Consider the following 20,942-nt stretch of genomic DNA (forward strand, 5'->3'; position numbering starts at 1 on the left):
GATTCGTGAGTTCCCTTCGGTACGCCCCCGCGATTCTCATCGGTCGGGCCGTTCGTGTGCTCGCGCGCTGGCGCAAACCGGGCGGTGGCTCGGCCATTCCCGGCGTCGTCGTCAACCGCATCGCCCCAAGCTTTTTGGCCGCGGCGCTGAACGGGTTTCCGCTCGGCCTGGTAATCGTGACCGGGTCCAGTGGCAAATCAACCACGACCAAGATGCTCGTCGCCGTTCTACGCGCGCACGGCCTGTCCGTGTTCACCAACCAGTCGACGGCCAACATCAGCCAGGGGCTGACCAGCGCCCTTCTGGAACAGGTCAGCCTGTCCGGCACGATTGCCGGCGACGTTGCCGTGCTTGAAATGGATGAGGGACACGGCGCGTTCATCGCCGGTTCGCTGACTCCGCGGGTCGTCGCCCTGACCAACGTCATGGTTGACCAGATCGACCGGTTCCACGACTCCGAAATGGTCGCCGCCCTGCTGGCGAAAATCGCTGCACGGGCTACGGAGTCGGTCGTACTCAACGCTGACGACAGCTACCTGGCCGATCTCGGTCACGATCTCGAACCCGGCGTTTCGGTAGCCCGCTACGGTGTAACCGCCGAGGTTCTCGCTCAGTATCCACGCGGACTCGGTTACGCCGACACCGCACCGATTCGCCTGCCGAACGGAACCGGGCTCCAGCTCACCCGGGTGGCCGGCCTGGACGCCGACGTGCAGTTTGCCACGGGCGTTCACAGCATCCGCTTGCCGGCTCGCGGCATCCACTACGCCGTCGACGCGCTGACCGCGCTGAGCACGGCCCAGTCGACTCTGGGCGTACGTTTTGATCCGGCCATCGCCTGCACGGCGCTGTCGGCCATGCCGGCCGTTTTCGGACGCGGCGAGGTCGTCACCGTTGGCGGCAAGACCGTTGAGTTTGTGCTCGTGCAAAACCCGTCGAGTTTTCAGCTCAACGTGGACAGTCTTGAACCGGGAACCGAGCAGATTCTGGTGATCATCGGCTCCGACGTGCGTGACCCGTCGTACTTCTGGCCGGTGGACACCTCCGGGCTCGGCCACGTACTCATCGCCTCCGGGCTCAAGGCGCACGACATCGCCCTGCAGCTGGCCTACGACGACGTCACCGTCGATCGCATCGAGCCCGATGTCCCGACCGCTCTCGACGCGTTCCTGGCCCTGCCCGATCCCGTCTCCGGGGTGAAAACCATCATCTTCTCCGCCGACGGAATGCGGCGCACCCGCGCGCACCTCGGCCTCGTCTCCAACTCTGAGGAGCCGGTATGACTGCCACTTCGCTGGACCGGCCGTTCACGGTCGTCTCGCTGCTGCCGCGCCTGCTGAACACGAACGGTGATGCCGGCAATGCGCGTGTGCTCGCGCAGCGCGTTCGGTGGAGCGGCCACGACGCGCGGGTGGTCGATGTGCATTCCCGGGCCGACCTGCCCGAGCACGTGGATGCCGTGTCGATCGGTTCGGGAACGGATGCTGCACTTCTGCCGGCCAGGGACGCCCTTCGTACCCTCGTGGAAGAACTGCGCCTCTGGTCCAATTCCGGCGTGCCCATCCTGGCCGTCGGCACCGGGTGGGAACTGCTGAGCTGGGGGAGCGAGCTCCCCGACGGCAGCGTGCTGGAAGGACTCGGCCTCGTAGCCGGCCACGCCGTGCCACGCGCCGCACGCGCTACCGACGACATCATCGTCGCCTCAAAATACGGGCGGCTAATCGGGTTCGAAAACCATGCCCGCGACTACGTCGGTGCTGAAGCCAGCCCGCTCGGCCGGGTGCTGTACGGCACCGGCAACGCGGATGCTCCGGCGAGCGGACCTCAGATTGAGGGACTGACCATGGGTGAGGTGTTCTGCACCCACCTGCACGGGCCCGTTCTTGCTCGCAATCCCGCACTCGCCGACCACCTGCTGCAGGCAGCCTTTAGCCGCCACGATCTCGAATATGCGCGCGGCGCGACGGCCGAGTCCGTCGATGACACCGCGCGGACGGCCCGCAACCAAGTTGCCGTGCGGCTGGGCCAGAACGCCGAATAGGGGCTGCGGACTGAGCGCGGTTCCGCAGACCGAAAAGTCGCAGGGACGAAAAAACCGCGCCAGCGGCTGGCCTTAGCCAGCCGCCGGCGCGGCATCCGTTTTGAATGCTTACCAGCCCGCTAGGAGCGCTGGTCTTCGAGCAGACGGCTCGATTCGTCATGCCAGCTTTCGGCAATGGTTGCCAGCTTCTCCTGGTGCTTGCGGCCGTGGTGCGCGCAGAACAGCAGCTCACTGTTTTTCACGACGACACGGATGTAAGCCTGGGCACCGCACGCGTCGCAGCGGTCGGCTGCGGTGAGCTGGTGGGGGGTGCCCTGGTTGTCTACAGCACCATTTTCGGTGGCTATCTGGGACATATTCTCCTCCTCCAGACTGAATTACATGAACCCTCTTATCTAATGTAAACACGCCGCAGGGCCAATGACGAGATGATTGGCCGGTATTTCGCTCACCGCGTAGACGTGTCGTGGGGGGTTGCCTGCCGCGCCGTGCCTCCATAGCGCGAAAGATTCCCGGTCGGGGCCGGTATTCTTGGTCGTTGTGAGCTCTGACTATTCCGCGCGCCACCTGTCAGTCCTTGAGGGACTCGAGGCAGTGCGCAAACGCCCCGGCATGTACATCGGTTCCACCGACTCGCGTGGACTGATGCACTGCCTGTGGGAGATCATCGACAACTCCGTCGATGAGGCCCTGGGCGGGCACGGTGCCAGCATCAATATCGAGCTGCATCCCGACCAGAGCGTCGAGGTGCGCGACACCGCCCGCGGAATCCCGGTCGATATCGAACCCAAGACCGGCCTGACCGGTGTCGAGGTCGTCTTCACCAAACTGCACGCCGGCGGAAAGTTCGGCAGCGGGTCGTATGCGGCGTCGGGTGGTCTGCACGGGGTGGGGGCCTCCGTTGTCAACGCGCTGTCAGAACGTCTCGATGTCGAGGTTGACCGCGACGGCAAGACCTGGGCCATGTCGTTCCACCGCGGTGAACCTGGCCTGTTCGCGGATTCGGGGGAGAAGAGCCCCGACGCACCGTTCACTCCATTCGAGAACCAGAGCGAGCTGCGCGTGATCGGCAAGGTCAAGCGCGGCGTCACGGGCACTCGCATCCGCTACTGGGCTGACCGGCAGATTTTTACCAAGGGTGCAGCGTTCCAGACCGACGAGGTGTTGAACCGAGCCCGCCAGACCGCGTTCCTCGTTCCCGGCCTCGCGATCGAGGTCGCCGACCGTCGCACCGAGGAGCCCGTCACTAGCCTGTTCCAGTTCGACGGTGGCATCAGCGAATTCGTCGAACACCTCGCGACGGATGCCCCGATCACCGATACCTGGCGGCTCACCGGCAACGGCACCTTCACTGAGACCGTGCCGGTGCTCACCGACAAGGGTGCCATGGTGCCGACCGAGCTCACGCGCGACTGCCAGGTGGACATCGCCCTGCGCTGGGGCACCGGCTACGACACGATCGTGCAGAGCTTCGTCAATATCATCGCTACTCCCAAGGGCGGCACCCACCAGGCCGGTTTCGACGCCGGACTGCTGAAGTTCCTGCGCGGCCAGGTCGAACTGAACGCCCGCCGGCTCAAGGTCGGCAGCGACAAGGTCGACAAAGACGACGTGATGGCCGGACTTACCGCCGTGCTCACGGTGCGCCTGCCGGAGCCGCAGTTCGAGGGCCAGACCAAGGAGGTGCTCGGCACACCGGCGGTACGGGCGATCGTCGCCAACGTCGTCGCGAAGGCCATGGCGGAGCGGTATGCGTCGCCGAAACGCGATGACAAGACCCAGTCAGCGCTGCTGCTCGACAAGATCGTCGCCGAGATGAAGTCACGCATCTCAGCCCGCGCCCATAAAGAAACCCAGCGACGCAAGAACGCCCTGGAAAGTTCGTCGCTGCCGGCCAAGCTGGTCGACTGCCGCAGTAACGACGTGTCCACGAGCGAGCTGTTCATCGTGGAGGGGGACTCGGCCCTCGGAACGGCGAAGCTCGCCCGCGACAGCGAGCACCAGGCGCTATTGCCGATCCGCGGCAAGATTCTGAACGTGCAGAAGGCATCCGTCGCCGACATGCTCTCCAACGCCGAGTGTGCGTCGATCATCCAGGTGATCGGGGCCGGCTCCGGTCGCAGCTTCGACCTGTCAGCGGCGCGCTACGGCAAAGTCATCATCATGAGCGATGCCGACGTCGACGGTGCCCACATTCGTACCCTGCTGCTCACCCTGTTCTTCCGCTACATGCGCCCCATGATCACCGAGGGCCGCGTCTTCGCCGCCGTGCCGCCGCTGCACCGGGTCGTCGTGATGAACCCGGGCTCGAAGCCCAACGAGACCATCTACACCTACTCCGAAACCGAGCTGCACGGGGTGCTGAGCGCCCTCGAGAAGAAGAATCGTCGGTATCAGGACCCGATCCAACGCTACAAGGGCCTCGGCGAAATGGATGCCGACCAGCTCGCGACCACCACGATGGAACGTGCCCACCGCACCCTGCGGCGCGTGCGTGTCGACGACGCCGAAGCCGCCGGGAAGGTTTTCGAGCTGCTTATGGGCAATGACGTCGCCCCGCGCAAGGAGTTCATCATCGACAGCTCCGACAAGCTGTCCCGCGATCGCATCGACGTCTGAGGCATCCCAGCGCCCTCGTGGCACGTATTTGAGAAGCCGGCACGTGTTCAAACCAGTGCCGCGTTCTCCAACGCGTGCCACGAGGTGCGCGGGCTTAGATTTCGGTGCCGATTGCTCCGATTGACGCGTCGAGCATGACTCCGGAGGCGTCCCGGCGGGAGCCGGAGTCCGGCAGGGTGCGGGGAGTGCCGTCCGGACCGACGGCCCGGGCCGGAGCTCGCCCGACCCAGGCCACGGCGAGGGTGTCCTCACCCTTGAGGAAGCGCTGGGCGCGAACACCGCCGGTGGCGCGACCCTTGGCGGGATACTCCGAGAAATCGCTCTGCTTCGCGCTCCCCGGGTCGGTGCCCGGGAGGGTCTGACTGCTTGACGCCACGGTGGCCACAACGGCCGCCGCCACGTCCTCGGCTGACAGGCTGGTGAAGAACACGACGGTTTCCCCCGTCGTCAGCTTGATGCCGGCCATGCCGCCGGCTGCTCGGCCCTGCGGCCGTACACCGGCGGCGGTGAAGCGCAACAGTTGCGCATCCGTCGTGATGAAGACGAGGTCGTCGTCCTCTGCACCCTGCACCGCGCCGATCACCTCGTCCTTCGGCTTGAGCGCGATGATCTCCCAGGAGGGTTTGTTGGCCCAGTCGCCGGGAGTGACCCGCTTCACGACGCCCTGACGCGTGCCGAGCGCGATCGCCCGGTCGGAGTCCAGCGAGACGATCGCGAGCACTCGCTCCTTTTGGTCGGTGAGTAACAGATATTCGCTGACGCGCACCCCGGCGGCGAGCTGAATGGACGTCGGCGGCATCACAGGCAGGTCGACGGGGGAGAAGCGGATGAGCCGCCCCCGGTTGGTCACCGCGCCCACCTCGGTGCGGCTGGTTGTGTCGAGCGTCGAGAGCACGGCATCGTGTTTGCTGCGGCGCTGTGGTGGCTGGATCCGCGGCGGCAGCGAATCGTCGACAGCGACCAGATCGACCCGGGCGATGCGCCCGGTGACGCTCAGAAACACGCGGGTGGGGATGTCCTGCACCTCGAGCACGGCCGCCTGGCGTTTGGCGGCAGCCACCGACAGGCCGGCAATGCTCGGCTTGGCCTCGGTCAGGACTGTGCGACGTGGCGTGCCGAACTTCTCGGCGACCGCGCCCAGTTCCTCTGACACCAGGGTGCGGATCGTGGCTTTCGAGGACAGTAGTTTCTCGAGTTTCGCGATTTCAGCGAGCAACTGGTCACGTTCGGATTCGAGCTCGATGCGGGAGAATTTGGTGAGGCGCCGCAGCCGCAGTTCGAGAATGTATTCGGCCTGAATCTGGCTGAGGTCGAACACGTCGATCAGTTTGGCGCGGGCCTGCTCGGTGTCGTCGCTCGCGCGAATCACCTGGATCACCTCGTCGATGTCAAGGATCGCCACCAACAGGCCAAGCACGAGGTGCAGGCGTTCCTTGCGCCGGGCCAGTCGATAGGCCGAGCGACGGGTGACGACCTCGATGCGGTGGTTGACGTAGACGTGCAGCAGTTCGAGCAGCCCAAGAGTCTGCGGGGCTCCATTGACGAGGGCGACAGCGTTGATGTTGAACGAGTCTTCCAGTGGGGTGTACCGGTAGAGCTGCTCGAGCACGGCATCGGGACTGAAACCGGTCTTGATACCGATGACCAGACGCAGTCCCTTGGTGCGGTCGGTGAGATCGGTGACGTCCGAGATGCCGCTCAGCTTCTTGGAGTTGACACCATCCTTGATCTTCTCGATCACCTTTTCCGGGCCGACCAGGTAGGGGAGTTCGGTCACGACGAGCCCGGTTTTTCGGGCGCTGATCGCCTCGACCGAGACGCGGGCGCGGGTCTTGAAGCTGCCGCGGCCGGTACTGTATGCGTCCTTGATGCCGGCCAATCCCACGATGGTGCCGCCGGTCGGCAGGTCCGGCCCAGGCACGAATTCCATGACGTCGTCGAGTGTCGCGTTCGGGTGGGCGAGCAGGTGCCGGGCGGCCCCGACGACCTCGATCAGGTTGTGCGGCGCCATGTTGGTGGCCATCCCGACGGCGATGCCGCTCGTGCCGTTGACGAGCAGGTTGGGGTAGGCGGCCGGCAGCACGTCGGGCTGGGTGAGCTGGTTGTCGTAGTTCGGCACGAAGTCGACGACGTCTTCGTCGAGGTTCTCGGTCATTGCGAGAGCGGGCGCGGCCAGGCGGGCTTCGGTGTAGCGGGGCGCGGCCGGCCCATCGTCGAGCGAGCCGAAGTTGCCGTGCCCGTCGATGAGCGGAACCCGCAGGGAGAACGACTGGGCCATGCGCACCAGGGCGTCGTAGATCGCGGTATCGCCGTGCGGATGCAGCTTCCCCATCACCTCGCCCACAACCCGGGCGCTCTTCACGTGGCCCTTGTCGGGGCGCAATCCCATTTCGCTCATCTGATACAGGATGCGACGCTGCACCGGTTTGAGACCGTCGCGGGCGTCGGGCAGAGCCCGGGAGTAGATCACCGAGTAGGCGTACTCGAGGAACGACCCCTGCATCTCCACCGATACATCGACGTCTTCGATGCGCTCGGTGCTGGCTGTGCTGGCTGTGCTGGCGGCTGGTGCGGTGCTGTCTGAGCGGCTCATTGAAAAATTCTGCTTCAAGCGTGCCACGGCAACCGATCGAACGGTCACCGCTGCACTGCGTAGGGAGCGCTCTCGGGAGCGCTGGAGGGCTCGGGTTCGTCCCTGTGAAAGAATGAGACCCGATGCCCCCCATGCTACCGGCCCGCCAATTCAGTGCTCTGCGCCTTGCCGATGTTCTCACCAGTTCCCTCGACGCCGTCTGCGCCCGGCCGAACCCGCTGGGCCTGCCCGCAGTGCGCAAGGCGGTCGTGATTCTGGCCGATGGGCTCGGCGTCAGCTCGATCCGGGCACGCGCCGGGCACGCACGATTCCTGTCGTCCCGGCTCAACAAATCGAGCATCATCGACGGAGTCTTCCCGGCCACGACGGCCGCGGGAATCGCGACGCTCACCACCGGCGTGGAACCTGGCCAGCACGGACTGGTCGGCTACCAGGTGCTCGACGGGGCCAACGACCGCGTCGTGAATCAGCTCACCGGCTGGGATGACGGCATGCAGCCGGCCACTTGGCAGCGGGCCCGTACCGTCTTCGACCTGGCCGCCGATGACAACGTGCCGAGCTTCGCCATTGGTCCCAAACGATTCGTGGCCTCCGGCTTCACCCAGGCGGTACTGCGCGGCGCCCAGTACGTGCCGGCCGAGAAGGTGGCCGATCGTTTTGCCGCCACTCGGAGCATCCTGAATGAAAATCCAACCGCCCTGATCTACCTCTACGTGGCCGAGCTCGACGTGGCAGCGCACGCGCACGGGTGGGAGTCTGATCGGTGGCTGGCCCAGCTGGAGAATCTTGACTCCGAGGTGACCCGGTTCGCTGCCACTCTGCGCTCCGACGAGGGCCTGCTGCTCACCGCCGACCACGGTGTGATCGACGTGCCGAGTACCAAACACGTGCTCTTTGACACCGAGCCAGCGCTCGTGGCCGGCGTGCGCCACATTGCGGGGGACCCGCGCTGCGTGCAGCTCTACCTCGAGCCGCAGTGGTCAGCGGCCGGGTCCGACTCGAACGCCGCCGACACGCTGGCGGATGCCTGGCGGGCGTCTCAGGGGGACCGCGCCTGGGTCTACACCCGCGATGAAGCCGTGGCGGCCGGCCTGTACGGCCGGGTAGCCGACGAGGTGTTGCCGCGCATCGGCGACGTGCTGGTCGCCGCGCGCAAGTCCATCGCGTATTACGACTCCCGCCCGGCGAACCAGAAGGCACGCGGCATGATCGGACAGCACGGTTCCCTCACCGATGAGGAAGTGCGTGTGCCGCTGATCCGAGCGGGCGCCTTCGCGCGGTAACCCGCCGAAGCCGCCCGCGGAGTACCCGGTGCTAAACCGGGTACTGGCGGCGCTTCACCTGCGGCTTGGGCAGCCGCATCGGCCGCAGCTGGAGCGCGCGCATGGCCGCGTACCAACGCACGCGTTCAGCCTTGTCAGAACCGAACTTGGCCTCGATCTTCTTAGTGAGTACGAAGCCGAGTACGACGCAGTCGACGACAGCGAAGATGAAGAACGCCCACAGGGCGATGATCGAGTAGCTCGAGATGCTCGGGATCGTGGTGAGGAGGATGACCAGGAACATGATCGGGATCATCAGCTCCCCGACGTTGAACCGGGCATCAACGTAGTCGCGGGCGTAGCGTTTCTGCAAGCCGCGTTCCCGCAGCGGCAGGTACTTGTCCACACCGGCAGCCATTCCGGCACGCGCGACGTCGCGCGCGGCGGTCGACTTGGCGCGCGCCTGCTTGGCTGCGAGTTTGCGGTCATCCGGAACCAGCGGGCGCTTGTTGGCCGCTTCCTGCTTTTTGCGGGTCGGGGTTGCCTGACCCTTGCCTGCTGTGTGCGAGAGACCGAGGCGCGCTGCGGTCTCGTCGGAACTTTCAATCGACGGCTGGGCGTCGGGGTTTACGGGAGGCTTGGCCACATCAAATCCTTGCAATTGGGTGCCTTAAGATTACCGGTATGACTGGTAACCCACAGACGAATTCCCATTCCACTTCCCGAACGCCCGACGCTGCCGCCAATTCCGGCGACAATTCAGCCGCCGATTCGGTCACCCAGGCCGGCCTCCGGGGCGCGGTCGAACGGGGTCTCCCCAGCACGATCGCCGACCTGTGCGCGCTGGTGCGCATCCCGTCGGTGTCCTGGGCGGCCTTCGATCGTTCGCACGTCGCCGCGAGTGCAGACGCCGTCGCCGCGCTGGTACGCGGGCTTGACGTGTTCGAGTCGGTCGACATCGTGCAGGCCGCCATTGCTCCCAGCAACTCGGGCGGCGCTGCCGAACTCGGGCAGCCAGCGATTCTGGCGTCGCGCGCGGCGCGCAACGGACGACCGACCGTCCTGCTCTATGCGCACCACGACGTGCAGCCTCCCGGCCAGGACGAGGATTGGGAGTCCGATCCGTTCACGCCCACCGTGCGCGGCGACCGACTCTATGGGCGGGGAGCTGCCGACGATAAGGCTGGCGTCATGGCGCACGTCGCGTCCATCCGCGCTCTCGTTGCGACCGTCGGCACCGATTTCGATCTGGGAATCGCGCTGTTCATCGAGGGCGAGGAAGAATTCGGCAGCCGCTCCTTCGCCACGTTCCTCGACGAGAACCGCGAGGCTCTGCGCGGAGATGTCATCGTGGTAGCCGACTCCAACAACTGGGACATCAACACGCCGGCAATAACCACGGCCCTGCGCGGAAACGTGACGCTTCGGTTGACCGTGCGCACGCTCGCCCACGCTTCACACTCGGGTATGTTCGGTGGAGCCGTCCCCGATGCGATGCTCGCCACCATCAAATTGCTGTCAACGTTGTACAACGAAGACGGGTCGGTGGCCGTCGACGGCCTCACCGCCATTGACGTTCCCACACCGGACTATTCAGAGGAACAGCTACGCGCAGAAACCGGCCTGCTGCCCGGCGTCAGCCCGATCGGCCACGGATCGATCCTGAGCCGGATCTGGTCGCAACCAGCCCTCACCGTGACCGGAATTGACGCACCCACCGTCGACAACGCTTCCAACACTCTTACCCCCGCGGTGACGGTTCGGCTCAGCACTCGCATCGCTCCCGGCCAGTCCGCGGTGGAAGCCGCCGCAGCCATCGAGGCGCACCTGCACGAGCACGCGCCGTTCGGCGCGGTTCTCGAGATCGACGATGTGGATACCGGCGAGCCCTTCCTCGTCGATACCAGCGGCTGGGCAGTGACCGAAGCTCGTTCCGCCATGACGGCTGCCTGGGGCGTTCCCCCCGTCGACATCGGCGTCGGGGGGTCGATCCCGTTCATTGCCGAGCTGGTGCGGGTCTTTCCGACAGCTCAGATCCTGGTGACCGGAGTGGAAGACCCTGACTCTCGGGCCCACAGCCCAAATGAGTCTTTGCACCTCGGCGTGTTTAAACGCGCCGTACTCAGCGAGGCATTCCTGCTCGGAAGCCTGAACGAACGCAACGGACACTGAACAAACACCGGGTCAACTGCCGACGGCCAAAGAAATGTGAGAGCGTGGGAATGCCCGCGTCGACTTTCTGGTTGTCGAAGGTAGACTTTATGACATCGTCATCTATGAGACCGCACTGAGCGTGACTGCGTGAACCGAGGAGAAGCATGACCGACACCATGACAGAAACCGTCAGCGTTGCTGACACCGCGCCTACTGACACCGCACACGCTGCACACGGCGTCGGACTCACCGACGCAGCCGCGCTCAAGGTCCGCAGCCTGTTGACTCAGGAAGGTCGCGAAGACCTGCGTCTGCGCGTTGCCGTGCAGCCCGGCGGCTGCTCCGGCCTCGTCTACCAGCTCTACTTCGACGAACGCGTACTCGACGGGGATGCGCTCGTCGATTTCGACGGTGTCGAGGTCGTTATCGACAAGATGAGCGTTCCCTATCTCGACGGCGCCTCGATCAACTTCGAAGACACGATTGAGAAGCAGGGTTTTACCATCGACAACCCGAACGCCGGCGGCAGCTGCGCCTGCGGGGATTCCTTCCACTAAAAAAAAGTTCCACCAGCGGGGACATCATCATTTTGATGGTGTCCCCGTTTTTTTTCTGCCCAATCTGCACCGGATTCGCCCGGAAATGCTCCATCAACAGGGTTCCACGCGCATAAATCGTGTGCGACCCGACCCGGAGTGCACTTCGTGTGCACTCTCGCGGAGTAGGCTAGGAATCGAACAAAACGCTTCCTGAGAAGCGTCCTCGAATCTCCCGAAAGGTCCCCGGTGCGCAATAATCACCGCCTTCGTTGGGCTGCCATTCCGCTCGCAGCGACGTTAGCCGTTGTACTGGCCGGATGCACGCAAGCCCAGCTTCATGGTTTCCTGCCCGGCTTTGAAGAAGAGGGCGAGACGGCGGTGACCAATCAGACCGATCGCATTGCGGGTCTCTGGACCACCTCGTGGATCGTGCTCCTGGTCGTGGGCCTCATCACCTGGGGCCTCATCATCTGGACGATCGTCGTTTATCGTCGACGAAAGGGCCAGACCGGGCTTCCGGTTCAGCTTCGGTACAACATGCCGATCGAGATCTTCTACACCATCGTGCCGCTCATTCTCGTCGTCGGCTTCTTCGCCTTCACCGTGCGCGACCAGATCGCCATCGAGACACGCTACGACAATCCCGATGTGACGATTGAAGTTCAGGCCAAGCAGTGGGCCTGGGACTTCAACTACGTCGACGAAGACGTGTACTCGCCCGGAATCCAGGGCCAGCTTGATCCCAACGGTGAAACCGGCGCGATCAACCAGTCCGAGCTTCCCGTGCTGGTACTCCCGGTCGACAAGACCATTGAGATAGCACTGGAATCTCGGGACGTCATCCACTCGTTCTGGGTTATCGACTTCCTGTACAAGAAAGACGTCATTCCCGGCAAGACCAACTACATGTCGGTCACCCCCCAGCGCATCGGAACCTATGCGGGCAAGTGTGCTGAACTCTGCGGCGAATACCACTCCCTCATGCTCTTCAACGTCAAGGTCGTCTCCCAGGCTGACTACGACACGTACATCGGGTCCCTGCGCACCGCGGGTAACGTCGGTCAGCTCGACAATCAGTTCGATCGCAATCAGAATCAGCCGGGCACCAGTGCCCCGACGGCTCCGGAGGGCAACTAAGCCATGACTACGACCATCGCACCAGTGGAGTCTCGCCCGACCGCGCCGGTCTCCACGTCGGCGGAGCGCAAGGGCAACGTCCTTGTTCGGTGGATCACCTCCACCGACCACAAGGTGATCGGGTATATGTACCTGATCACCTCGTTCATCTACTTTTGCCTCGGCGGCGTCATGGCGCTGATCATTCGCGCACAGCTGTTCGCCCCCGGCCTTGACGTCGTGCAAACGAAGGAACAGTACAACCAACTGTTCACGATGCACGGCACGATCATGCTTTTGATGTTCGCGACGCCGCTCTTCTTCGGCTTCGCGAACTTTCTGGTTCCGCTGCAGATCGGCGCCCCTGACGTCGCGTTCCCGCGCCTGAACGCACTCGCGTACTGGTTCTTCAACTTCGGCAGCCTCATCGCCGTCGCCGGGTTCCTCACCCCGCAGGGGGCGGCATCCTTCGGCTGGTTCGCCTATCAGCCCCTGGCCAGCACGACGTTCTCGCCGGGTGTCGGCGGCAACCTGTGGATGGTTGGTTTGGGTCTCTCCGGTTTCGGGACAATTCTCGGCTCCGTGAACTTCATCACCACCATCATCACGATGCGTGCCCCGGGTATGACGATGTGGCGCATGCCGGTCTTCACCTGGAACTCTCTCATCACGTCGCTCCTCGCGCTCATGGTCTTCCCGGTGCTCGCTGCAGCGATGCTCGCCGCAGCCTCCGACCGCATATTCGGTTCGCACATCTATGATCCGGCCAACGGTGGTGCCATCCTGTGGCAACACTTGTTCTGGTTCTTCGGCCATCCCGAGGTGTATATCATCGCGTTGCCGTTCTTTGGCATCGTCTCTGAAGTGTTCCCGGTCTTCAGCCGCAAACCAATGTTCGGGTACAAGACGCTGATCTACGCGACCATCTCGATCGCCGCGCTGTCCGTCTCCGTCTGGGCGCACCACATGTACGTCACAGGCTCGGTTCTGCTCCCGTTCTTCTCGCTCATGACGATGCTCATCGCGGTACCCACCGGGGTGAAGATCTTCAACTGGATCGGCACCATGTGGCGAGGGTCGATCACCTTCGAGACCCCCATGATCTGGGCCATCGGCTTTCTCGTCACGTTTACTTTCGGCGGCTTGACCGGCGTCATCTTGGCTTCGCCGCCGCTCGACTTCCACGTGTCTGATACCTACTTTGTTGTCGCCCACTTCCACTACGTGGTCTTCGGTACGGTGGTGTTCGCAATGTTCAGCGGGTTCTACTTCTGGTGGCCGAAGTGGACCGGCAAGATGCTCAACGAGAGCCTTGGGAAATGGCACTTCTGGTTGCTTTTCATCGGCTTCCACACCACCTTCCTGATCCAGCACTGGCTCGGTGTCATGGGCATGCCTCGCCGGTACGCGACCTACGCACCTGAAGACGGGTTCACCTGGATGAACCAGGTATCGACGATTGGCGCCATGATCCTGGCCGTGTCGATGATTCCGTTCTTCCTCAACGTTTACATCACGGCCCGCAAGGCTCCGCTGGTGACCGTGAACGACCCGTGGGGTTACGGTTCGTCGCTGGAGTGGGCCACCTCGTGCCCGCCGCCGCGCCACAACTTCACTTCTATTCCCCGTATCCGTTCCGAGCGTCCGGCCTTCGACCTGAACCACCCCGAGGCCGGCCTGCCCGTCGGCATCGGCCCTGGCAAGGATGCGCCCGACGCCGCGGTCTACGACATCGATTCGAATCAGGTCAAATAAATGAAGACCAACGTCAACATCCTTTGGGTCCTCACCGCCTTCTTCGGAATCGTCACGGTCGTCTACGTGGCGTGGAGCCTGCTCGACCCAGCCCACGGAAGAGTGGAATGGGCGGGAACGTTCACGCTGGGGTTGTCAACCTTGCTGGTAGCGTTCATCGCCTTCTACCTGGACAAGGTCCATGCCGCCCAGGGCGGGGAACTGCCCGAAGACCGTCTGGATGGCAACATCGATGACGGTGACCCGGAGATGGGCTTTTTCAGCCCGTGGAGCTGGTGGCCGATCTTCCTGGCCGCATCCACAGCGCTGCTCTTTCTCGGGCTCGCAGTCGGAATCTGGATCTGCTTCATCGGACTGGGGCTCGGCCTGGTGGCCCTGACCGGATGGGTCTACGAGTACTACCGGGGCTTGTTCGCCCGCTAAGCACACTACGCGGACGATACCGATCTCCCTCATGGGTGGTCGGTATTGTCGTTTAACGTGCCCGTTTCGCCGGGGCATCCAGCGGCCTGCTATCGACGCCGAAAGCCGAAGATATCGAAGGCAACCGTCACGAGTTGGTCGAGACCCGTGCTGTCCTCGTCGGCGGAAGAGCGGGAATGGTGCGAGGACGGTCCCATTCCGATGAGCGATGCCACCTCGAATGGTGACAGGTGCACGGTGCGGTCGAGTTGGTCGTGACGCTCGAGGCGGAACCAGGCGGCCAGGCGCGTCGTCAAATGAGCGGCTTTGCCGGCTTGCATCTCTACGGCCAGCCCCGACTCCCGAAGCTGACGCAGGTGCGTCGGCTGCGGCACTACGACGAGCAGTAGACCGTCGGGCCGCAGAATGCGTTGGAATTCCGCACCGTTGCGCGGTGCGAACACGTTCAGAATCACGTCGGCGGCGCCGGCGCGAATGGGAAGGGGCGACCAGACATCCGCCACCAGCCCGTCAACGCGATCGTGCGAGCGGATGCTGCGACTCACGGCAGTGGGGGAGAGGTCCATTCCCAGCGCTCGCACGTCGGCTCCCGCGGGCAGCGCTGCGCCCAGGTAGTAGCCGGTCCCGCAACCAACGTCGAGAAGCCGCCGGGGGGACTCACCGGCGACGACAGTGTGGATGGCGTCTCGCAGTGGTTCGTACCACCCGGCGCGAAGGAATCGGTCCCTGGCCTCCAGCATGGCCGCGCTATCGCCGATGAATTTGCGTGGGCCGGTGAGCAGGTTGACGAACCCCCTTTTATTCACGTCGAAGGAATGACCCCGTTCACAGGCCAGCATGAGTTCGCCGCGGGGATGCAGGGGGAGAAAACAGTTCGGGCACCGAAGCCACTCCGATAACGTCTGGAGTGACATCGATGCCCGTTCTGTTTGATTTCTGTCTACTTGTCGGTGATCTCCGCGGGGTGATCGCCATGAGCCTGGTTCAGCTCAGCCTGCGTGACCGGAGTAATCCGGTCCTCGAAGAACCAGCGGGATAGTCCGGCACGTACCTTCTCGGCCGGGCCGATCTTGCCCTGAGCGTTCGGGCGCAGCATGAGCGGCTTGAAGTCGCTGTAGCTGACCAGCTTCCAGCGTTCGTACTCGTCAACCGGCTGGTGTACCTCGACGAATTCGCCACCGGGCAGCCGAACGATGCGGCCGGATTCGTAGCCGTGCAGGACAATCTCGCGATCCTTCTTCTGCAGAGCGAGGCAGACCCGCTTGGCGATGAAGAACGCAAGGAACGGTCCAAGCAACGTGGTGGCCTGGAGCGTGTGAATGACGCCCTCCATGGTCAGGTGGAAATGCGTGGCCATGATATCCGACGACGCTGCCGCCCACAAGGACGCGTAGAACGTCACGCCGGCCGCGCCGATTGCGGTGCGGGTCGGAGCGTTGCGCGGGCGATCGAGCACGTGGTGCTCACGCTTGTCGCCGGTGATCCACGCCTCGATGAACGGGTAGACCATGACTGTCACAATGAACAGTCCGACCACGATGAGCACCACAAGGATGTTAAGCGAGTAGGTGTGGTTGAGCCAGACGAACTCCCACCCGGTCGGGATCAGCCGCATTGCACCGTCGGCGAAGCCAATATACCAGTCGGGCTGGGTACCGGCTGATACCGGTGACGGGTCGTATGGGCCATAGTTCCAGATCGGGTTGATCGTGAAGAGCGAGGCGATGAGCATGACCACGCCGAACACGATGAAGAAGAATCCACCGGCCTTGGCGGCGTATACCGGCAGAACCGGGTAGCCGACCACGTTCTGGTTGGTGTGTCCGGCAGCCGGGTACTGGGTGTGCTTGTGCACGACGACGAACAGAAGGTGCATGGCGATCAACGCGACGATGATGGCCGGCAGCAGCAGAATATGCAACGAATACAGCCGTCCAACGATGTCGGTACCGGGAAATTCGCCACCGAAAAGCAGGAAGGAGACCCAGGTACCAACGACCGGGATGCCCTTGATCAGGCCGTCGATGATGCGCAGTCCGTTACCGGAGAGCAGGTCATCGGGGAGGGAATAGCCGGTGAAGCCTTCGGCCATGGCCAGGATGAAGAGGATGAAACCGATGACCCAGTTAAGCTCACGCGGCTTGCGGAACGCGCCCGTGAAGTAGATGCGCAGCATGTGCAGGCCGATGGCGGCCACGAACAGCAGGGCCGCCCAGTGGTGTACCTGACGCATCAGGAGGCCACCACGAACGTCAAACGAGATGTCCATCGTGGAGGACATTGCCGCCGACATGGGGATGCCCTTGAGCGGGGCATAGGAGCCGTTATAGACGACTTCTGCCATGGAGGCCTGGAAGAAGAAGGTCAGGAATGACCCCGAGAGCAGAATGATGACGAAGCTGTACAGCGCCACCTCACCGAGAAGGAACGACCAGTGGTCGGGGAAGATCTTGCGGCCCAACTCCTTGACTGCGCCCGAGATACTCGTACGTTCGTCAATGTAGTTGGCGGCGGAGGCGGTGAAGCCACCGGTTTTCTTCACCCCGACGCCTTGGTCCTCAGCGGATTCGCGGGTGGTTATCGTGGTCATGCTCGCTCCCAGAAGCTCGGGCCGACTGGTTCAGTGAAATCGCTTTGCGCGATCAGGTATCCCTCAGCGTCCACGGCGATCGGGAGCTGGGGTAGTGCCCGTTTGGCCGGACCGAAGATGACCTTGCAGTGGTTCTCAACGTCGAACTGCGACTGGTGGCACGGGCAGAGCAGGTGGTGCGTGTGCTGTTCATAAAGGGCAACCGGGCATCCAACGTGGGTGCATATCTTAGAATATGCCACGATGCCGTCATAGGACCAGGACTTGCGGTCTTCCGTTTCGATCAGGTCTTCCGGATCCATTCGGATGAGCAGAACGGCTGCTTTCGCCTTCTCTTCCAAACGGCCGTGGCCCATTTCGGACAGGCCTTCGGGAATGACGTGGAACGACGAGCCAAGCGTGACATCCGCTGCCTTGATCGGGGTTCCGCTCGGGTCCATGGTGAGGCGAACGCCCTTTTTCCACATGGTCTCGTTGAGCAGGGCCACCGGATCCTGGTCCATCGGGCCGAGGCCACGAAACAGAACGACCGCCGGGAGCGGGAAGACGACGAGCGCGCCGATGAGGCTATTGCGAATGAGTGTGCGGCGGCCGAAGCCCGATTCCTCATTGGCCTGCTGGAAGATTTCTACGGCACGGGCCCGAACTGGCTCGGTTCCACGCACGGGGTGGCGTTCGTCAACACCCTCATGATCGCTCATGAGCGCCTTGCCCCAGTGAACAGCGCCGATACCGATGGCGAGCAACGCGAGGCTGAGGCCGAGACCGATGAAGAGGTTGTTCAGTCGAACCGACCCCGGATCCTCGGCCACGATCGGAAAGGCCATGTACGCGGCAATTGCGAAGACACTACCCACGATGGATACATAGAACAGCGTATAAACGGTGCGCTCAGCCTTGCGCTCTTCCTTGTGTTCAAGGTCGGTGATGCGCGGACGGTGCGGCGGGAATCCTGGGTTAGCCAGGGCATCCCGTGTAACGACGGCTGTGCTTGCGGCGGATGTCGCGAGCTGCGCGCCAGGCGAGTCGGCGCCGGTTACGTCCTCCGCGCCGTTATCGTCCTTGGCCATGGGTCTCCTTTGTGGGTGTAAATACTGTGCACTGTGGTGCTACGCGACGTTCAATCGGTATCGAATGAAGTGTCAAGACCGGATACCGACTCTTAGTTTGATTTTGCAGTGATCCACACGGTGAGGGCCACGATTGCGCCCAGTCCGAAGATCCAGATGAAGAGTCCTTCAGCTACCGGCCCCAGAGAACCGAGAGCTAGCCCGCCCGGTGACGGGTTGTCCTCGACGTACTTGAGGTACGTGATGATGTCGCGCTTGTCTTCAGGCGAGATGTTCATGTCGTTGAAGACGGGCATGTTCTGCGGGCCGGTGATCATGGCCTCGTAAATGTGCTGGGCAGAAACGTTTTCGATGGCAGGAGCAAACTTGCCCTCGGTCAGTGCGCCACCGGCACCGGCAACGTTGTGGCACATAGCGCAGTTGATGCGGAACAGCTCAGCTCCGGTTGCGGCATCGCCAGCAGCGTCCAGCAGCTCGGCGGCGGGAATACCCGGACCGGGAGCCAGCGAGGCCACGTAGGCCGCCAGCGCTGCAGTCTGCTCGGCCGTGAACTGCACCGGCTTCTTCTGCGCTTGCGGACCCTGCATCTGCATCGGCATGCGGCCGGTGCCGACCTGGAAGTCGACCGAGGCAGCGCCGACTCCGATCAGGCTGGGACCTTCTGACGAGCCCTGAGCGCTGAGGCCGTGGCAGGTGGCGCAGTTTGCCGCAAAGAGTTTTTCACCCTGGGCGATGGTCTGCTGGGAGGAAGCATCCGTTGTCGCAACGGCAGTGCTGCTGCTGAAGGCGACATAGGCGCCTCCCGTAAAGAGCAGTCCGATGGCAATGAGCGCAACGCTGGCGAGTGGATGGCGACGCCCGGTCTTGCGTGGCCGGCGTGCCCGAGGGGTTTTGATCGTGGTCATGCTGAAGTAGTCCGCTCCCGTTTCTAGGTATGTACTTCTATTTGAGAACGTAGATGACCAGGAAGAGCCCGATCCAGACGACGTCGACGAAGTGCCAATAATAGGAAACCACGATCGCGCTGGTGGCTTCTTTATGGCCGAAGTTCTTGACCGCGAAGCCGCGCCCAATCACAAGAAGGAAGGCCAGCAAGCCAGCGGTCACGTGAATGCCGTGGAAGCCGGTCGTGATGTAGAACGCTGAGCCGTAGGCGTTGGAGGAGAGTGAAATACCCTCGGACACCAAGGTGGCGTATTCAAACACCTGGCCGGTGACGAAGATTGCGCCGAGAGCGTAGGTCAGGAAGAACCACTCAACCATGCCCCACTCACTCGGCTTCCAGCCGGTTGAACGAGCCTGCAGCCGTTCGGCGGCGAATACTCCAAACTGGCAGGTCACCGACGACGACACCAGCACCAGAGTATTGATCAATGCGAAGGTGAAGTTGTGCTTGTCGGCCTCAAAGAGCCACAGCTCGGGGGAGGTTGAACGGAGCGTGAAGTAGATTGCGAAGAGCCCCGCGAAAAACATCACCTCGCTGCCCAACCACACAATGGTGCCTACAGCCACGCTGTTGGGCCGGTTCACGACGGGCGCACTCGCCGTCTGAGTAATTGAGGTGCTGGTCACCCTTCTATTATGGCCGATATTCCCACAGTTTTTTCTCAAACAGGCGTGCAAGTGAGAGTTTCTACCCCGTCGGGGTGGGCAAATTCAGCACTCACAGGCCGTGAATTCGGGGGAGTTGGGCCCGTTCTCCTATGATCGGAATCATGCTTGAATCGCAGTCTTGGCCCAACATATTAAATTCTCTTCTTTCCGGCAGGGACCTGAGTGTGGCAGACGCCGCCTGGAGCATGGAACGCATCATGCTCGGCGAGGCCTCTCCTTCCCAACTGGGCGCTTTTCTCGTTGCCCTTCGCGCCAAAGGGGAAACCGTCGATGAGATTGTCGGATTCCGGGATGCGATTCTTGAACAGGCCATTGTGCTGCCGGTCAATCCGATGGCACTCGACATTGTCGGGACCGGTGGTGACCAGTTCGGCACCGTGAACATCTCGACGATGGCGTCTATAGTTTGCGCAGCGGCCGGTGTTCCGGTCGTCAAACACGGCAACCGGGCTGCCAGTTCCGCATCCGGGTCATCCGATGTACTCGGCGAATTGGGCATCGATTTGTCCCGAGACGCGACCCGGGTCGCCCAGGTCTTCAAAGAAACCGGGATCACTTTCGCCTTCGCGGCTGCTTTTCATCCCGGATTCCGCCACGCGGCCCTCACCCGCAAGGAGTTGGGGATCCCCACCGTGTTCAACTATCTCGGCCCGCTGTGCAACCCGGCGCGGCCGGAGGCATCCGCTGTGGGGGTCGCCGACCTCGATCGAGTGCCGCTCTTCGTCGGCGTCTTTCAGACCCGAGGCGCGACGGCACTGGTCTTTCGCGGGGATGATGGGCTCGACGAAATGACGACCACCGGGCACAGTCACGTCTGGGAGGTCTCGCGCGGCCTCGTGACCGAACACGACATCGACCCGCGGGATCTCGGCCTGAAGCGAGCGCACATCAGCGAGCTGGTGGGCGGTTCGCCCCAGCACAACGCGGATATCGTGCACGCCGTGCTCGCCGGCGAGCCGGGCCCAATTCGTGACATCGTGCTGCTGAACGCCGCGGCCGGACTGGTTGCGTTCGACCTGGCCAATGATGCGTCGCAGGTGCAGATCGCCATCCTGGACCGTTTTCGCAGCAAATTGGCGGTGGCTGCCGAGGCGATTGATTCCGGGGCGGCCACGGCCAAGCTGGCGTCGTGGATTGCGGCGACCCAGGTCTGAGACCGGGCCGCC

Annotated in this window: 18 protein-coding genes; 10 read left to right on the forward strand and 8 right to left on the reverse strand. The window is 63.2% G+C overall.

All coding sequences use genetic code 11. The annotated features are described in order from the left end of the window. The first annotated feature begins 5 nt into the window (after nt 1–5). Both E3T29_RS18405 and E3T29_RS18410 read left to right on the forward strand, forming a co-directional pair. Complete coding sequence (locus E3T29_RS18405; RefSeq protein WP_134346913.1) at nt 6–1,283, forward strand: MurT ligase domain-containing protein; 1,278 nt, start codon at nt 6–8, stop codon at nt 1,281–1,283. Beyond that, nucleotides 1,280–2,041 (forward strand): type 1 glutamine amidotransferase, encoded by a 762-nt coding sequence (locus E3T29_RS18410; protein ID WP_134346914.1) that lies wholly within the window; start codon nt 1,280–1,282, stop codon nt 2,039–2,041. The genes E3T29_RS18405 and E3T29_RS18410 overlap by 4 nt, the downstream gene beginning before the upstream one ends. 119 nt (nt 2,042–2,160) lie before the next feature. Here E3T29_RS18410 and E3T29_RS18415 read toward each other — a convergent pair whose 3' ends face one another. After that, a complete protein-coding gene (locus E3T29_RS18415) occupies nt 2,161–2,397 on the reverse strand; it encodes a hypothetical protein (protein WP_134346915.1) in 237 nt (78 codons plus the stop codon). Between the two features lie 184 nt (nt 2,398–2,581). Between E3T29_RS18415 and E3T29_RS18420 the strand changes: the two genes are divergently transcribed. After that, nucleotides 2,582–4,660, forward strand: coding sequence for a type IIA DNA topoisomerase subunit B (locus tag E3T29_RS18420; protein ID WP_174776442.1), 2,079 nt, complete (start codon nt 2,582–2,584; stop codon nt 4,658–4,660). 94 nt (nt 4,661–4,754) lie between these two features. On the opposite strand, the gene E3T29_RS18425 is transcribed toward E3T29_RS18420, so the two are convergent. Further along, a complete protein-coding gene (locus tag E3T29_RS18425; RefSeq protein WP_134346916.1) occupies nt 4,755–7,253 on the reverse strand; it encodes a DNA topoisomerase (ATP-hydrolyzing) subunit A in 2,499 nt (832 codons plus the stop codon). Nucleotides 7,254–7,375: 122 nt separating this feature from the next. Here E3T29_RS18425 and E3T29_RS18430 point away from each other — a divergent pair, with 122 nt between their 5' ends. Continuing rightward, nucleotides 7,376–8,536, forward strand: a complete 1,161-nt coding sequence (locus E3T29_RS18430) for an alkaline phosphatase family protein (protein ID WP_134346917.1) — start codon at nt 7,376–7,378, stop codon at nt 8,534–8,536. Nucleotides 8,537–8,567: 31 nt separating this feature from the next. On the opposite strand, the gene E3T29_RS18435 is transcribed toward E3T29_RS18430, so the two are convergent. After that, nucleotides 8,568–9,161: a DUF3043 domain-containing protein gene (locus E3T29_RS18435; protein ID WP_092340179.1), complete on the reverse strand. Its 594-nt coding sequence runs from the start codon at nt 9,159–9,161 to the stop codon at nt 8,568–8,570. A 38-nt stretch (nt 9,162–9,199) separates the two neighbouring features. Between E3T29_RS18435 and E3T29_RS18440 the strand changes: the two genes are divergently transcribed. The 5 genes from E3T29_RS18440 (at nt 9,200) to E3T29_RS18460 (ending at nt 14,502) form a co-directional block, all read left to right on the forward strand. Then, entirely contained in the window at nt 9,200–10,687 is a 1,488-nt protein-coding gene (locus tag E3T29_RS18440) for a dipeptidase (RefSeq protein ID WP_134346918.1), read from the forward strand. Nucleotides 10,688–10,845: 158 nt separating this feature from the next. Next, nucleotides 10,846–11,226 (forward strand): iron-sulfur cluster assembly accessory protein, encoded by a 381-nt coding sequence (locus E3T29_RS18445; RefSeq protein ID WP_134346964.1) that lies wholly within the window; start codon nt 10,846–10,848, stop codon nt 11,224–11,226. 228 nt (nt 11,227–11,454) lie between these two features. Beyond that, on the forward strand, nt 11,455–12,345 hold the full coding sequence (coxB, locus tag E3T29_RS18450; RefSeq protein ID WP_134346919.1) for a cytochrome c oxidase subunit II: 891 nt from the start codon (nt 11,455–11,457) through the stop codon (nt 12,343–12,345). A gap of 3 nt (nt 12,346–12,348) precedes the next feature. Beyond that, nucleotides 12,349–14,079, forward strand: coding sequence for a cytochrome c oxidase subunit I (gene ctaD / locus E3T29_RS18455; protein WP_134346920.1), 1,731 nt, complete (start codon nt 12,349–12,351; stop codon nt 14,077–14,079). After that, entirely contained in the window at nt 14,080–14,502 is a 423-nt protein-coding gene (locus tag E3T29_RS18460) for a cytochrome c oxidase subunit 4 (protein WP_134346921.1), read from the forward strand. It abuts the gene before it with no gap. Nucleotides 14,503–14,591: 89 nt separating this feature from the next. Here the strand turns inward: E3T29_RS18460 and E3T29_RS18465 are convergent, their stop codons facing one another. From E3T29_RS18465 to E3T29_RS18485, 5 genes are all read right to left on the reverse strand, one after another. Further along, nucleotides 14,592–15,416 (reverse strand): putative RNA methyltransferase, encoded by an 825-nt coding sequence (locus E3T29_RS18465; RefSeq protein ID WP_134346922.1) that lies wholly within the window; start codon nt 15,414–15,416, stop codon nt 14,592–14,594. A 26-nt stretch (nt 15,417–15,442) separates the two neighbouring features. Then, the gene (locus E3T29_RS18470; RefSeq protein ID WP_134346923.1) at nt 15,443–17,092 is read right to left on the reverse strand and encodes a ubiquinol-cytochrome c reductase cytochrome b subunit; all 1,650 of its coding nucleotides are present in this window, start codon (nt 17,090–17,092) and stop codon (nt 15,443–15,445) included. Further along, nucleotides 17,089–18,162, reverse strand: a complete 1,074-nt coding sequence (locus E3T29_RS18475) for a ubiquinol-cytochrome c reductase iron-sulfur subunit (protein ID WP_134346924.1) — start codon at nt 18,160–18,162, stop codon at nt 17,089–17,091. Before E3T29_RS18475 ends, E3T29_RS18470 begins: the two co-directional genes overlap by 4 nt. 92 nt (nt 18,163–18,254) lie before the next feature. Then, nucleotides 18,255–19,067 carry a cytochrome c gene (locus E3T29_RS18480; protein ID WP_092340171.1) on the reverse strand — a complete coding sequence of 271 codons (813 nt, stop codon included), beginning with the start codon at nt 19,065–19,067 and terminating at the stop codon, nt 18,255–18,257. Nucleotides 19,068–19,104: 37 nt separating this feature from the next. Then, the gene (locus E3T29_RS18485; RefSeq protein ID WP_233197528.1) at nt 19,105–19,734 is read right to left on the reverse strand and encodes a heme-copper oxidase subunit III; all 630 of its coding nucleotides are present in this window, start codon (nt 19,732–19,734) and stop codon (nt 19,105–19,107) included. Nucleotides 19,735–19,877: 143 nt separating this feature from the next. On the opposite strand from E3T29_RS18485, the gene trpD reads away from it, so the two are divergent. Continuing rightward, on the forward strand, nt 19,878–20,930 hold the full coding sequence (gene trpD / locus E3T29_RS18490; protein ID WP_092340222.1) for an anthranilate phosphoribosyltransferase: 1,053 nt from the start codon (nt 19,878–19,880) through the stop codon (nt 20,928–20,930). The last annotated feature ends 12 nt before the right edge of the window (nt 20,931–20,942 follow it).

It is taken from the genome of Cryobacterium sp. TMT1-66-1 (assembly GCF_004403435.1).
GTDB lineage: Bacteria > Actinomycetota > Actinomycetes > Actinomycetales > Microbacteriaceae > Cryobacterium > Cryobacterium flavum.